The sequence below is a fragment of the Cupriavidus sp. GW823-FHT07A04 genome, assembly GCF_058794615.1.
In genome coordinates this window covers 26,169-40,727 of sequence record NZ_JBXAHA010000026.1, presented here as the reverse complement: position 1 = coordinate 40,727, position 14,559 = coordinate 26,169, and the positions used below count along the sequence as shown (strand labels likewise).

The following is a 14,559-nucleotide window of genomic DNA, read 5'->3' as shown; positions in this document are numbered from 1 at the left end:
GGTTGGCCGAGCCTGCCATCGCCTATTGCTCGCCCCACGTGCGTAGTTACACGAAGTTTCAACCCTAACTCACTGATCCGCATGCTTTATCCCTGGCAGAAAGAAGACTGGCAACGGCTGAACGCGCTGCGCGAGCGGCTCCCGCATGCCTTGCTCATTCACGGCCAGCAAGGCATCGGCAAGCGCGACCTAGCGCTGCATTTTGCCCAGGGACTGCTGTGCGAGACGCCGCGCCCCGACGGGCAGCCTTGCGGCACATGCTCGGCCTGCCACTGGTTCAGCCAGGGCAACCACCCGGACTTCAGCGTGGTGCGCCCGGAGGCCATGGAGGCGACGGACGACGCGCAGACGGATGAAAGCGGCAAGAAGAAGGCGCCCAGCAAGGTCATCCGCATGGAGCAGGTGCGGGCCCTGATCGAAACGGTCGGCATTGGCACGCACCGCGCCGGCTTGCGCCTGGTGGTGGTGTATCCGCTCGACGCCTTGCAGCATGAGGGTGCCAACGCCTTGCTCAAGACGCTGGAGGAGCCGCCGCCGTCCACCGTGTTCCTGCTGGTGACCGACCGGCTGGATCGTGTGCTGCCCACCATCCTGTCGCGCTGCCGCCAGTTTTCCGTGCAACGGCCCACGGCCGATGCGGCCATGAGCTGGCTGAGCAGCCAGGGCGTGGGAGACGCCGAGGCGCAGCTGGCGCTGGCCGGTGGCTCCCCGCTGACCGCACTGCATGCCGCCGAGGCCGAGGAGCAGCCGATGCAGCGCTGGCTGGTGAGCCAGCTTGGCGCAGGCGCTGGCTTCGATGCGCTGGCGGCGGCCGAGCAGGTGCAGAAGCTGCCGGTGCCGTCGGTGCTTGGCATCCTGCAGCGGTGGACGTACGATCTGCTGTCGGCCCGCTTGGCCGCAACGCCAGGGCCGCGTTATTTTCCGCGCGAGCAGGCAGCCCTGGCGCGTTGCGCACAGGCAACCGATGCGCACCGGTTGCAGGCGTTCTCCACGCGGCTGGTGGGCCATCGCCGCAGCGAGAACCATCCGCTGGCGGCTCGGCTGGTGATGGAGGCCGTGTTTCTGGAATACCGGCAGTTGTTTCAGTAAGCCCAAGACGTTGAACAAATCCAATATGGCCTGAAGGCCAACAGTCAGTAACAAGGGGTCAGTCATGAATACAGAGGTGACAGGGGCACGGGGCGCCAGCGTTCCCGGAGCCGCAGGCTTGGCCGCCGCCGGCGGTATCGGGGCGCCGACCGTCCCGGGTGCCGCTTCCCGGCCCAACGTGCTTTCGCTGTCGATCAAGGACCAGGCGGGCCTCTATGCGGCCTACATGCCGTTCCTGCACCGCGGCGGCATCTTTGTCCCGAGCAACCGGCCCTTCCGGCTGGGCGAGCAGGTCTTCCTGGTGCTTTCGCTGGTGGACCGGCCGCAGAAGTACCAGATTGCCGGCCACGTGGCATGGATTACCCCGGTCGGCACGCCCAACAAGACGCCTGGCATCGGGATTCACCTGCCGGATGACGACAACGGCCGCAACCTGCGCCGCGCGGTGGAAGAGATCCTGGGCAAGACCATTGAGTCCGGTCGGCCCAGTCAGACGTTATAACTGACTTCAGATTTGTGGTTTAAGTATTTGATATGGTTGATTTTTGCCAAATTTTCTGGCCCGTCCGAGAAGAAATTCAACAATGAGTGATTCCGCCTTTACCGTGCGGCCCGCGCTGCAGCGCGACCTGGCCAGCATCGTCGCCATCTACAACACCACCGTCGCTTCACGCATGGTCACGGCGGACACCGAGCCCGTGGCGGTGGAATCGCGCCAGGCCTGGTTCGATGAGCATCAGCCGGAGCGGCGTCCGCTGTGGGTGGCCGAGGACGGTGAAGGGCGCATGGCCGGGTGGCTCAGTTTTTCCGACTTTTATGGACGCCCGGCCTACGGCGCCACCGCCGAAGTCTCGATCTACCTGGATGCCACCCGCCGCGGGCAGGGCCTGGGGCGCTACCTGCTGCAGCAGGCTATCGCGCATGCGCCGCTGATCGGGGTCAATACGCTGCTGGGCTTCATCTTTGGCCATAACGCGCCCAGCCTGGCCCTGTTCGCCTCGCTGGGCTTCGAGCGCTGGGGCAACCTGCCGCGCGTGGCTGTGCTCGATGGGGTCGAGCGCGACCTGATCATCCTCGGCCGGCATCTGACCAAGCCGGCCGAGTAGGAGCTCGCCAGCCAAGCGCCGCCAGGCACCGGGCACGCTGGCTCGCTGGCACGACCGGATACAATGGCGGGTGGCGCCGCCCGCGGCGGCGTCTCTATCCGGAAACCGCCCCAATGTTTGTCGATTCCCACTGTCATCTAGATTTCCCCGACCTGGCCGCGCGCCTGCCCGAATTGCTGGAGAACATGCGCGCCAACCAGGTATCGCATGCCCTGTGCATTTCGGTCACGCTGGAAGATTTTCCGCGCGTGCTGGCGCTCGCCGAGCAGCATCCGCACCTGTACGCCACCATCGGGGTGCATCCCGACTATGAGGAGGGCGAGGAGCCCACGCTGGAGCGCCTGCTGACGCTGTCGGCGCATCCGCGGGTGGTCGGTACCGGCGAGACCGGGCTCGATTACTACCGGCTGGAAGGCCGCAGCATCGCGGACATGGAATGGCAGCGCGAGCGTTTCCGCACCCATATCCGCGCCGCGCGGCAAACCGGCAAGCCCCTGATCATCCATACCCGTTCGTCCGCCGAAGACACCTTGCGCGTGATGCGCGAGGAAAGCGCGGGCGAAGCCGGCGGGGTGATGCATTGCTTCACCGAGAACTGGGAGGTCGCCCGGCAATCGCTGGACGAGGGCTTCCACATCTCGTTCTCCGGCATCGTCACCTTCAAGAATGCGGTGGAGTTGCAGGAAACGGCGCGCAAGATCCCGCTGGACCGCATGCTGATCGAGACCGATTCGCCGTACCTGGCACCCGTGCCGTACCGCGGCAAGACCAACCAGCCCGCATGGGTGCGCCATGTGGGTGAGTTCATCGCCAACCTGCGTGGCATGCCGGTTGAGGCGCTCGCGGAACATACGTCGGATAATTTCTTCCGTCTTTTCAAGCATATAGATAGGAAATCTCATGCTTAACATGAATACTGTCCGACGCCTCGCCGCCGTTGCGGCCATGCTGGTGGGCGCCGTGGCCTGGGCCGCGCCTGTGGACGATATGCGCCATGCGGTGGAGTTCGATGACGTCAAGGCCGCCCAGAAGATGCTGGCGCGCGGAGTCGACCCCAACCTGGTGGATGCCAAGGGCAATCCCATGCTGGTGGTGGCATTGCGCGAGAAGTCGCTGAAGGTGGCGGAGGCGCTGATCCGCGCCAAGGACATCGATTTCGACAAGACCAATGCGGCCGGTGAGACACCGCTGATGATGGCCAGCCTGCAGAACGAACTGGACCTGGTCAAGCTGATGGTCGACCAGATGGAGGTCGAGATCAACAAGACCGGGTGGACGCCGCTGCATTACGCCGCGACCAACGGCAACAACGAGATCGTCAAGTTCCTGGTCGACCACGCCGCCTATATCGACGCGGAGAGCCCCAATGGCAGCACGCCGCTGATGATGGCGGCGCGCGGCGGGCATATCGAGACGGTCAAGTTGCTGCTGGACGAAGGTGCCGACATGCGCCTGAAGAACCAGCAGGGCATGACCGTGATCGATTTTGCCGAGCGCTATCACCAGAAGGAGATCGCGCAGGGGCTGAAGTCGCGCTGGCAGAAGCTGTATCCGCAGACGCCATTAAGCGCGCAGCCTCCGCAAAAGGGCTGGAACTGACTTAGTGAAAACGCGCCGGGCCAAAACCCGGCGCGTTTTTGCCTGGTTACTGCTCAGGCGATCGAGCGTTCAGGTGTTCAGGCGTCGTCGGCCAGGCGCACGCCGGTGAACTGCCAGCGCTGGTGCGGGTAGAAGAAGTTGCGGTAGCTGGCGCGGATATGCGACTCCGGCGTGACGCAGGAACCGCCGCGCAGCACCATCTGGCTGCACATGAATTTGCCGTTGTATTCCCCCACCGCGCCGGCGCTAGGCCGGAAGCCCGGGTAGGGCTGGAAGGGGCTGGCAGTCCATTCCCACACGTCGCCGAACATCTGCCGCAGCACGCCGGAGGTATTCTGGCGATCGGGCAGCGGCCGCAGCACGCGTCCCTCGACAAAATTCCCGGTAGCCGGCAGGTTGCGCACGGCGTGCTCCCATTCCGCCTCGGTCGGCAGGCGGCGCTCGGCCCAGCGGGCAAAGGCATCGGCCTCGTAGAAGCTGATATGCGTGACCGGGCTATCCGGATCCACCGGCTGCATGCCGCGCAGGCTCATTTGCCACCAGGTGCCTTCGCGCTCCTCCCAGTACAGCGGTGCCTCGATGCCGTGTTCGCACACCCAGCGCCATCCATCCGACAGCCACAGTCCGGCAGTCCGGTAGGCGCCATCCTCGATAAATTCAAACCACTGGTGGTTGCTGACTGGGTGCGAGCACAACTGGTAAGGCTGCAGGAGCACGTTGTGCCGCGGGCCTTCGCAATCGAAGGCAAAGCCGTCGCGGTCATGGCCGATGGCGACCACGCCACCGGCAAAGCGGATCCATTCCGCCGCCGGGCGCGGATCGGCGATCACGGGCGCCAGCAGCTCCGGCGCGAAGGCCGGCTTCAGTGGGTTTTGCGCGAACAGATGCAGGATGTCGGTCAGCAGCAGTTCCTGGTGCTGTTGCTCGTGGTTCAGGCCAAGCTCGATCAGCGCCGCCTCGGCATCGGTTTGCGCGCTGGTCAGCAGCCCGAGCATGGTTTCGTCGACCGCCTCGCGGTAAGCCAGGATCTCGTCGAGCGACGGCCGCGACAGCAGGCCGCGGCGTGGCCTCGGGTGGCGGGCGCCGACGGATTCGTAATAGGAGTTGAACAGGTAGCGATACTGCGGATCGACCGGCTCGTAGTCCGGGATACGCGCCGTCAGCACGAATTCCTCGAAGAACCAGGTGGTATGCGCCAGGTGCCATTTGGCGGGGCTGGCGTCGTCCATGGACTGTACCGTGGCGTCGGCGTCGGTCAGGTCGGCGACCATGGCTTCGGTAGCCGCGCGCACGTGGCGGTACTGGGACAGCAGGGCTGGCTCGTGCGGAGGATGCACGGCGCTGGCAGGCAGCAGGGCAGAGGACATGCGGGCTCCCGGATCGGACTATGCATCTGCCGCGGATGCCGCTTTGGGCGGCGGCTGGCCGTGGCGTGTGGATTGCGGACAGGTTCCGACCCAGGCCTGCACAACAAGGCCGCGCGGGCTTCCCCCTGGATGGACATGCACCGAAACCGCTCAGGCGTTCGGAACCATCATAGACCCGATCGCGCAATGGGCATAGCCGGCTCGCGCCTGCGAAAATCCGTGGCTGGGCGCGGCGCTGCAAGGTGCGCGGGCTGAAACGCAGGAATGCAAAACGCCCGCCGGCATGACTGCGGGCGGGCGTTTTGCGCTCGACGCTGGACTGGGCGGCGCGAGGCCGCCGTGCCGGGATCAGGCTGCCAGGGCTGCCACGGCGCCGTTGGCGGCGACCAGGCTGGCTTCGCGGGCTTCGGGGCCCATTGCCAGGCCGTGGGCGCGCACGTACGTGATGTCGGTGAGGCCCAGGAAGCGGAACACCACGTCCACGGTCTGCTCATGCAGGTCCAGGGCGTTGGCGTCCTGGCGCACGCCGCCGCGCGACGACACCACGATCACGCGCTTGCCGCCGGCCAGGCCGACCGGGCCGGTCTCGGTGTACTTGAAGGTGCGGCCAGCCTGGGCGATGCGGTCGATCCAGGACTTGAGCTGGCTGGGGATGCCGAAGTTATATTGCGGCACACCGACGACCAGCACGTCGGCTTCGAGGAATTCCTTGAGGAAGGCTTCGGTGCGTTGCAGCTCGCTTTCCTGCACGGCGTTGAGGCCGTCCTTCGGGCCGCCCAGCACGGGCAGCAGCGCGCCGGACAGGTGCGCCGGCGCGTCCTGGTCCAGGTCGCGCACGGTCAGGGTGGCTTCGGGGTGCTTGGCGCGCAGGTCGGCGACCACCTTGGCGGTCAGGCTGCGGGAAGCGGAATGGCCGCCAAGTACGCTCGAGTCGATTTGCAAGATCTTCATGTTCATCTCCACTGGGGTTCGGGTTGGATGAATGAAAGATAGCGGTCTGCTATTGATGCCGGTAGTGGGGCAAAATAGAACTTATTGTTCCAGGCGCAGAACGCAGGCGGGCTGCTACCCTGGCTCGCTCCTACCGCCAAGGATGATCCATGCAAGACCTGAATGATCTTTCCCTGTTTGCCCAGGTGGTCCAGCACGGCAGTTTTTCGGCCGCGAGCCGTGCCAGCGGCGTGCCGAAGTCCCGGCTCAGCCGGCGTATTGCCCAGCTGGAGCGCGACCTGGGGGTGCAATTGTTGCGCCGGACCACCCGGCAAGTGCGCGTGACGCCCATCGGCGAGGCCTACTACGAGCGCTGCCGCGCCATGCTGGCCGAGGCCGAAGCGGCGCGCGAAGTGATCGAGCAGGCTCGCGACCAGCCCGGCGGCACCTTGCGCGTGAGCTGCCCCGTGGCAATTGCCCAGAGCCTGCTGGCGCCCGCCATCGGGCATTTCATGCAGGCCAATCCCGGCGTGCGCATCGAACTGGAAGCCACCAATCGCCGCGTGGACGTGATTGCCGAAGGCTTCGACCTGGCGCTGCGGGTGCGCGAGGTGATGGACGACTCGTCGCTGGTGGTGCGCACCTATGGCGAGAGCCCGCTCATGCTGGTAGCCAGCCCGGCGCTGCTGGACAGCATTGGCCGCCCGCGCACGCCCGAGGCGCTGGACGGCATGCCGGGCGTCAACCAGAAGCCGCACGACGGCAAGCATGTCTGGACGCTGACCTGCAATACCGGGCAGTCGATCCACGTGCCGTACGATCCGCGCCTTGTCACCGACGAATTCGCCCTGCTGCGCGCGGCCGCCATCGCGGGCATCGGCGTGGCGATGCTGCCGCGCATGTTCTGCCGCGATGCCATCGAGAGCGGGGAACTGGAGGTGCTGCTGCCGCAGTGGATCATGCCGGTCGGGACGTTGCACGCGGTCTTCCCCTCGCGCAAGGGCATGCCGCCGGCGCTGCGGCGCTTCCTGGATTTCCTTGCCGACATCCTGCCCGAGACGGCCTGCAAGGCGGGCATGCAGCCGCCGCGCCAGCCTGGCATGCACCGGCCCGTCGGCCAGATCTGAGACGCGTCCGCGCAACTTGTGCCTTTACCTTCACCGCGCGGCGCACTAAGGTGAATATGCGTGCCGCGCGTGGAGCCAAAGGCGCTTCGGCTGCGGGCGGCGCATTCGTGCTTTCATTTTCTGATCCGGACAAGGAGTGACGACCATGAGTGGTTCTCAGCCATCGCAGGACCTGGGCAAGGCGGTACTGCGCATTGTGCTCGGCGTGCTGGTCCTGCTGCACGGGATCTCCAAGCTTATTGCCGGGCCGGGGTTCGTGACGCAGGTGGTGACGCAGGCCGGCCTGCCCGTGGTGCTGGCCTACGGTGTCTATATCGGGGAAGTGGTGGCGCCGGTGCTGCTGATCCTTGGATTGTGGGCCCGGGTCGCCGCGCTGATCGTCGTCGTGAACATGCTGGTGGCAGTGAGCCTCGTCCATATGAAGCAGCTAGGCATGCTGGCCGACACCGGTGGCTGGGCACTGGAATTGCAGGCGATGTTCCTGGGTAGCGCCATTGCGGTCGCGCTGCTGGGCGCGGGGCGCCTGAGCGTGGGCGGCGTCAACGGCAAGTGGAACTAGCGTAGCTGCCGCTCGGGGGCGTCCTGAGGGCGTCCTCAGGGTGTCCAGCGGCCCAGCGTTTCGGCCACGAACATGTCGGGCGGCAGCGCGGGGGACCACAGGTAGCCCTGGCCAAGGTCGCAGCCCAGGGCTTGCAGCGCGTCGCGCTGCGCGGGGGTCTCGATGCCCTCGGCCACGCATTCCAGCTTGAGGTCGCGCGCGAGGTTGATGACGTTGCGGCAGATCGCCGCGCGCTGGCTGTTGCCGGGCACCGCCACCACGAACGAGCGGTCGAGCTTGATCTGGGTGAAGGGCAGGTCCGCCAGCAGCTTGAGGGTGGCAATGCCGATCCCGAAATCGTCGATGGCCACGCCGTAGCCTAGCAAGCGCAGGCGGTTCAGCGCGATCGACAGGGCACGGGTGTCGCAGACCGGGTAGCCCTCGGTCAATTCGATGTTCAGCAACTGGCGCGGCATGCCGCTGGCTTCCACCATGGCGTCGAAGGCGTCGAGCACGCCGGGCCGGCACAGCGTCTGCGCGGATGCATTGATGCTCAGCGGGATGCGCACGCCGCGCGCCAGCAACTGGCGCTGCACCGACAGGCATTGCTGTCCCGCCAGCTGGAAGATGGCATCGGCCTCGCCCAGCGCCTCGAGCCTTGGGATGAAGAGGTCGGGCCGGATCAGGCCCATGGCCGGATGGCGCCAGCGGCAAAGCGCTTCCGCGCCGGCCAGCGCGCCGGTGCTGATCCTGAACTGCGGTTGCAGCATGATGAAGATGGCGCCGGGCGTGCGCACCGCGGCCAGCAGCTCGCGGTCATCCGGCTGGCTTGGGGTCGCCGCCGGGGCTTCGGCGGTGAGGTCGCGCTCCAGCGCATCCTGCAGGATTTCTTCCAGCACCACCGCCGAGATCGGTTTGCGCACCGCGCGCACGTGGGCGAGCCCAACCGAATCGGCCAAGCTCACATGGGAATCAATGATGTCGTCCTGCAGCGCGGACACCCATACCCACAGGGGCTGGGCGCCGGCGAAGGCGTGGTCCTTGCGCCGGGTCAGCTCGTCCATCATGCCGGGCCCGTTGAGTCCTGGCATCTCGATATCGCAGAGCACGAGGTCGACCTTGCGCGCGGCAAGCAGGTCCAGTGCAATGCGGCCGTCCGCGGCGCAATGCACGTCGCTGACACCCAGCTGGGTCAGCAGCTGTTCCGCCGCCAGCAACTGGAACGGGTGGTCATCGACCACCAGGGCGGACAGTCCGGCGTAGCGCGTCTGCATGGTTGGCTCGGGATTAGGTCGATGGAAATCGGCCGGTGAGAACGGGCAGTGGATTCGAGGCAGGCTTCGTCCATAGTAGCGCACATGCCGCACGGTGGGCGCGCCTTTGCGCCGGTGGATGCCGACGTCGGCGTACAGGGTTCGCGCGGCGGGGGAGGGGGCCAGACGCCGGAAAGCAGGCGATATTCCGTTGCGAGTGCCATCTTGGGCGGAAACGCCGCGCCCAGACCCGCTACAATCGTCGCCCGAGGTATTTGATGATGGCGTTTCGATAATGGGTTTTGGCTGGTTCGGATTTTCGACCTTGTGGCTTGTGCCGCTGGTGTGGCGCCAGGTGGCGCGCCTGCTCGCCGGCGAGCGCCGGTTTTTCAGTGGGCGCGGCACGCTGCGCGTATGGCTTGGCACGTTGATCGTGCTGTGCGCAAGCGCTTCGCTCGAAGCGCTGACAGGCGCGGCGGGCGAGGGCGGCATGGCAGGCAGCACGTCGGGTGGCAGCGCCGGGCGCGCGCTGGGCACCCTGGTTTCCGGCATGCTCGGCTGGAGCGTCAGCCTGCTGCTGATGCTGGGCGTGCTGGCCCTGGCCGCGCCGATGGTGTTCGGCGAAACCTGGCGCAGCCTGTTCCTGCGCAAGCCCAGCTTGCCGGAGCCGGACGAGGCCGAACTGGCGCCCCAGCGCCCGCCCGCCCGCGCCGCGCGCGAGCCGGACAGTTGGGAGACCACTCACCTCGGCGCCACGCACACCGCGGTGCCGGGCTCGACCGACTATGTGCCGCGCCACAAGGGCATCGAAGCCGTATCGGCGCGGCGCCAGCCAGTCTGGCAGCCGCCGGCGCGCACCCGCAACTCGCCGCCGCAGCCGGGCGAGATCTGGCGGCAGCAGGCCGGGCCGCCGGGCGCCGCCAAGCCGGAGGCCCCTGCACCCGCATCGCCACTGCCTATAGCCAAGGCGCCCGCCAGGCCGGCGCCGCTGCGCACCCCCAGCCAGCCGCAAGCCACTAGCCCGGCAACCGCGCGCGCGGCATCTGTCGCGGCGGCGGCTGCTGCTGCTAGTGCCGCGGCGGCAGTGCAGGCCCGCGCAGCCAGCCCTGCCCCGGCTGCGGCTGCACGCGCGACCGTGCCCAGCAGCCCAGTGCGCCAGCCGCAGATGAGCGCACGCTCGGCCATCACGACACTGCCGCAAGCCAATGTGCGACCCGATGCGCAACCCGCCCAGCCCGCTGCTGCAAAGAGTGGGACGACAGCTGCCGCGGTGCGGCCGGTTGTCGTGCCGGTCGGGCAGGACGACGATGCGCGCAAGCACCGAAGCGAACAGGTTGCCACTGTGCCAGCGGGGCCGGCAGAGCCTGAAGCGCTGTCCGGCCAGGCGCAGGAAACGGAAGTGCTGGAGGCCGAGGCCGTCCCCGCTGTGGCGCCCGCCGAGCCGCAGCCTATGGCGGTGCTGTCCACCGAGGACATGGCCATTCCCGCCGCTGCATCCGTTGACGCCCCGCAGATTGCGCAGCCGCGTGCGGAATCCGCCGGCGAAGGCGCGACACCCTCCGTGACGCTGGATGCGCTCCGCCTGGAAGCCGAGGCGCTGATGGCGGAGCTGAGCGCACTGGCCAGCGCCTGGAAGTCGACGCGGCCTGCGGCTCCGGCGGCCGACGCGCAGCCGGAGCCGGAAGCCGCTCCTGCGGTCGCCGCTGTTGTCGCCGAGGCAGGCTCCGATCTTGTCACCGGTGCCGTAAGCGAGGTAGCAGCGCCGGTCGTGGCTGAAGCCTCGATCGAAATCCCGGCCGAAGCAACAGCCGAAGCAACAGCCGAAGCAGCAGCCGAAGCAGCAGCCGAAGCAGCAGCCGAAGCAGCAGCCGAAGCCAGCGACGAAGTCGTTGCCGAACCGTCCGCCATGGATACCGAAGTGGCTGTCCTGGCCGAGCCCGAGGCGGTTGCCTTGCCAGAGGTTGTCCTGGCGCCTGAGGTGGACGAACGGGCGATGCTTCAGGAGCCGGAAGGCGCCGCCGAGCCGGCTGCGCGGGCCCAGGCAGAGCCGGAAGCGGAGCCAGAAGTAGAAGCACAAGCCGCAAATATCCTGTTCGTTCAGGATGCCGAAGCTGACCTGAGGCCCGCAGGCGGCCCCGAACCTGAAGCCGAACCTGAAGACGCCAAGGAAGAGATCGCCGAAGGCGTTCTCGATGCCAACCTGCTGGTCGAGCACCGCAGCGAGGCTAGCGCTGCCAGCCGCGCGCCTGAGATAGAAGAAGCACCGGCTCCGCTGCCCGAAGCGCTGCCGGCCACGCCGCCGGCGCCCAAGCCGCGCATCGTGCTTCCGGCCGTGGTCGGCAAGGTGGTAGCGCTCGATGCGCCGGTAGCCGCCGCCGCACCCGCCGCACCCACCGTATCCGCGGCACCCGCAGCCAGCGCCGTGCCGGCGTCGCAAGTCATTGCCGTCACGCCGCCGCCGTCCCGTATTTCGGACTACCGTTTGCCGGACCTGGGCCTGCTGGAAACCGCCACGGCGGACATCCAGCAGGTGACCGAAGAGCAGTTGCAGGAAACCGGCAACCTGATCGCGCAGCGCCTGGCGGAGTTCAAGGTGCCGGTGTCGGTGGTTGGCGCCTCGGCCGGCCCGGTCATCACGCGCTTCGAGGTGGATCCCGCCATGGGCGTGCGCGGTGCGCAGGTGGTCGGCCTGATGAAGGACCTGGCGCGGGCGCTGGGCGTGACCTCGATCCGCGTGGTCGAGACCATTCCCGGCAAGACCTGCATGGGGCTGGAGCTGCCGAACGCGCGGCGCCAGATGATCCGCCTGTCCGAGATCGTGGCGGCCTCATCGTTCCTCGCGCATAACTCGCATCTGGTGCTGGCCATGGGCAAGGACATCACCGGCAACCCGGTGGTGACCGATCTCGCGCGCGCGCCGCACCTGCTGGTGGCCGGCACCACCGGCTCGGGCAAGTCCGTGGCGGTCAACGCCATGATCCTGTCCTTGCTGTACAAGGCCACGCCGGACGATGTGCGCCTGATCATGATCGACCCCAAGATGCTGGAGCTGTCGGTCTACGAAGGCATCCCGCACCTGCTGTCGCCGGTGGTGACCGACATGAAGCAGGCCGCGCACGCGCTCAACTGGTGCGTGGGCGAAATGGAAAAGCGCTACCGCCTGATGTCGGCGCTGGGCGTGCGCAACCTGGCCGGCTTCAACCAGAAGATCCGCGCCGCCGAGGCCGCGGGCGAGCACGTGCCCAATCCGTTCTCGCTGACGCCCGATGCGCCCGAGCCGCTGCGCACGCTGCCGTTCATCGTGGTGGTGATCGATGAGCTGGCCGACCTGATGATGGTGGCCGGCAAGAAGATCGAAGAACTGATCGCGCGGCTGGCGCAGAAGGCCCGCGCCGCCGGCATCCACCTGATCCTGGCCACGCAGCGCCCGTCGGTGGATGTGATCACCGGCCTGATCAAGGCCAACATCCCGACCCGGGTGGCTTTCCAGGTCTCGTCCAAGATCGACTCGCGCACCATCCTTGACCAGATGGGCGCCGAGAGCCTGCTGGGACAGGGCGACATGCTGTTCCTGCCACCGGGCACCGGCTATCCGCAACGCGTGCACGGCGCCTTTGTGGCCGATGACGAAGTCCACCGCGTGGTGGAGCACTGGAAGCAGTTCGGCGAGCCCGACTACGACGAGGCTATCCTCGCGGGCGATCCTGCCGAGGCCGCGGCGTCGGACCTGTTCGGTGAAGGTGGTGGCGATGTGGAGGCCGACCCGCTATACGACGAAGCGGCCTCCTTCGTGCTCACCAGCCGGCGGGCCTCGATTTCCGCCGTGCAGCGCCAGTTGCGCATTGGCTACAACCGTGCGGCGCGCCTGATCGAGCAGATGGAAGTGGCGGGACTGGTCTCGCCGATGGGCCGCAACGGCGCGCGCGACGTGCTTGCCCCGGGCCCGGGCGATTGACGTTGGCGGCAGGCGTGCCGCCCAACCGGAGACGATGATGGATGCCAAGGGCAACCCGCCGCCCGTGCCACAGGGCAACCTGCTGGCGCAGGTGCCGGTCGACCGGACTGCCGAGCGCTTCGAAGCCCTGCTGGAGCGGCCCGGCCTGAAGATCGAGCGCATCGTCTCGAACGGCCAGGCCAGCCCAAAGGGCTTCTGGTACGACAGCGCGCAGGACGAGTGGGTGCTGCTTGTGAGCGGCAGCGCAGGCCTGCACCTGGATGGCGAGGCCGAGCCGCGCACGCTCGCGCCCGGCGACTACCTGCATCTGCCGGCGCATTGCCGGCATCGCGTGGCGTGGACGGATGCGCAACAGCCTACGGTCTGGCTGGCGGTGCATTGCAGTGCGCCAAGCCAGATTGAAGGCTAACGTCAAGCGAGCCGAAGCCGGCAGCGCTTAACACTACCTCAGCCCCCTTCAACCGGAAACACCGGCTCCCCAAGGTTCAGCATCAACCGGTTCGCCCACGCAAAGATGGCGATCGAGTGGATCAGGTCGAGGATCTCGGCATCGCTCACGCCCACCTCGCGCAGCGCGCGCAAGGTGTCGGCATTCACCGCATCCGGCTGCTCGGTCAGCGCGATCGAGAATTTCGAGATCGCCTGCTCGCGCGCGGTGGTGCCCGCCGTATGCGGGTCCTCGAACACCTGCGTGATCACATCGTTGCGCTTGGCCAGTTGCTCGAAGCGCTGGGCATGCACCGACGCGCAGTACACGCAGCCGTTGATGCGCGACACCACCGTGCTGGCCAGCTCGCGCTCGGCGCGCGCCATGCCGCCGGGGGCGTACATGATGGCGTTGAAGGCGGTGGAGCGCTGGCGCAGGATTTCGGGCTGATGCACCAGGAACAGGTAGTAGTCGGATACCTTGGCCTTGGGATGGCTTTCTTCCAGCACCGCGATCTGCTCTGGCGTGGCCTGGTCCACCTGGACCACGTCCAGCCAGGCTTTCCAGTCGAGCACCTCGTTGGTGAAGCCGTTTGCCTTGATGGGTGCGCTCATGCTGCAGCCTCCTGGGATTGCAGGGTGTTCAGGGCCTTCAGGCCGGCTACCAGGCGCACCTGGTAGGACAGGAAGGCGATCAGCTGCGCCAGCGTCACCACCTCGGGCGTGGCCAGCCCGGCGGCGGGCAGGGCCTTGAGGGCGGCTTCGTCGCCCGCTACCGGGTTCTCGATCAGCGTGCGGGTGAAGGCGAGCATGGCACGCAGGCGCGGATCGGCCAGCGAATCCGGATTGCCTTGCCCGGCCGCGGTGACCAGGTCGGCATCGGCGCCGGCTTGCGCCAGGCGCGCGCTGTAATGCGCAACCAGTTCCGGCGCGGGCGTAAGGCGCGCGGCGTACAGCGCCACCAGCAGACGCTCGGACAGCGGCAGGCCGGGAAGGGCGGGATCGAACAGTGCGTCATAGCTGCCTTGCGTGGCGGCGGCGACCTTCTCACGCTGATGGCGCAATGCGTGGGTGGCCGAGCCGGCGGCGAGGCCGGCAACGTTGTCCACCACGTCGGCGGTGGCAGGATTGGCTTGGGTCATGATGGGGTTCTCGGTCTTGACTCAGTG

At 67.3% G+C, this 14,559-nt stretch carries 12 protein-coding genes and 1 pseudogene; 9 read left to right on the top strand and 4 right to left on the bottom strand.

The genetic code is table 11. The features are described from left to right. Positions 1-81 precede the first annotated feature (81 nt). The 5 genes from AC1Q7Q_RS34675 (at position 82) to AC1Q7Q_RS34655 (ending at position 3,794) form a co-directional block, all read left to right on the top strand. The gene (locus AC1Q7Q_RS34675) at positions 82-1,089 is read left to right on the top strand and encodes a DNA polymerase III subunit delta' (protein WP_492374851.1); all 1,008 of its coding nucleotides are present in this window, start codon (positions 82-84) and stop codon (positions 1,087-1,089) included. A 64-nt stretch (positions 1,090-1,153) separates the two neighbouring features. Further along, positions 1,154-1,591 carry a PilZ domain-containing protein gene (locus AC1Q7Q_RS34670; protein WP_236701899.1) on the top strand — a complete coding sequence of 146 codons (438 nt, stop codon included), beginning with the start codon at positions 1,154-1,156 and terminating at the stop codon, positions 1,589-1,591. A gap of 82 nt (positions 1,592-1,673) precedes the next feature. Further along, positions 1,674-2,195, top strand: coding sequence for a GNAT family N-acetyltransferase (locus AC1Q7Q_RS34665; protein WP_492374850.1), 522 nt, complete (start codon positions 1,674-1,676; stop codon positions 2,193-2,195). Positions 2,196-2,308: 113 nt separating this feature from the next. Further along, positions 2,309-3,103, top strand: coding sequence for a TatD family hydrolase (locus AC1Q7Q_RS34660; RefSeq protein ID WP_492374849.1), 795 nt, complete (start codon positions 2,309-2,311; stop codon positions 3,101-3,103). A gap of 1 nt (position 3,104) precedes the next feature. Further along, entirely contained in the window at positions 3,105-3,794 is a 690-nt protein-coding gene (locus AC1Q7Q_RS34655; RefSeq protein WP_492374848.1) for an ankyrin repeat domain-containing protein, read from the top strand. 77 nt (positions 3,795-3,871) lie between these two features. Here the strand turns inward: AC1Q7Q_RS34655 and egtB are convergent, their stop codons facing one another. Beyond that, positions 3,872-5,161, bottom strand: coding sequence for an ergothioneine biosynthesis protein EgtB (gene egtB / locus AC1Q7Q_RS34650; RefSeq protein WP_492374847.1), 1,290 nt, complete (start codon positions 5,159-5,161; stop codon positions 3,872-3,874). A gap of 348 nt (positions 5,162-5,509) precedes the next feature. Beyond that, positions 5,510-6,112, bottom strand: coding sequence for an FMN-dependent NADH-azoreductase (locus AC1Q7Q_RS34645; protein ID WP_416048637.1), 603 nt, complete (start codon positions 6,110-6,112; stop codon positions 5,510-5,512). Positions 6,113-6,261: 149 nt separating this feature from the next. Here AC1Q7Q_RS34645 and AC1Q7Q_RS34640 point away from each other — a divergent pair, with 149 nt between their 5' ends. Together AC1Q7Q_RS34640 and AC1Q7Q_RS34635 are read left to right on the top strand one after the other, a co-directional pair. Beyond that, a complete protein-coding gene (locus AC1Q7Q_RS34640; RefSeq protein WP_174426354.1) occupies positions 6,262-7,218 on the top strand; it encodes a LysR family transcriptional regulator in 957 nt (318 codons plus the stop codon). Between the two features lie 145 nt (positions 7,219-7,363). Then, entirely contained in the window at positions 7,364-7,777 is a 414-nt protein-coding gene (locus AC1Q7Q_RS34635) for a DoxX family protein (protein WP_492374846.1), read from the top strand. Positions 7,778-7,812: 35 nt separating this feature from the next. On the opposite strand, the gene AC1Q7Q_RS34630 is transcribed toward AC1Q7Q_RS34635, so the two are convergent. Beyond that, the gene (locus tag AC1Q7Q_RS34630) at positions 7,813-9,030 is read right to left on the bottom strand and encodes an EAL domain-containing response regulator (protein ID WP_492374845.1); all 1,218 of its coding nucleotides are present in this window, start codon (positions 9,028-9,030) and stop codon (positions 7,813-7,815) included. Between the two features lie 274 nt (positions 9,031-9,304). On the opposite strand from AC1Q7Q_RS34630, the gene AC1Q7Q_RS34625 reads away from it, so the two are divergent. Both AC1Q7Q_RS34625 and AC1Q7Q_RS34620 read left to right on the top strand, forming a co-directional pair. After that, positions 9,305-12,964 (top strand): FtsK/SpoIIIE family DNA translocase, encoded by a 3,660-nt coding sequence (locus AC1Q7Q_RS34625; protein ID WP_492374844.1) that lies wholly within the window; start codon positions 9,305-9,307, stop codon positions 12,962-12,964. A gap of 34 nt (positions 12,965-12,998) precedes the next feature. After that, positions 12,999-13,373, top strand: coding sequence for a cupin domain-containing protein (locus AC1Q7Q_RS34620; protein ID WP_492374843.1), 375 nt, complete (start codon positions 12,999-13,001; stop codon positions 13,371-13,373). A gap of 38 nt (positions 13,374-13,411) precedes the next feature. On the opposite strand, the pseudogene AC1Q7Q_RS34615 reads toward AC1Q7Q_RS34620, so the two are convergent. After that, positions 13,412-14,532: pseudogene (locus AC1Q7Q_RS34615) on the bottom strand (CMD domain protein). Between the last annotated feature and the right edge of the window lie 27 nt (positions 14,533-14,559).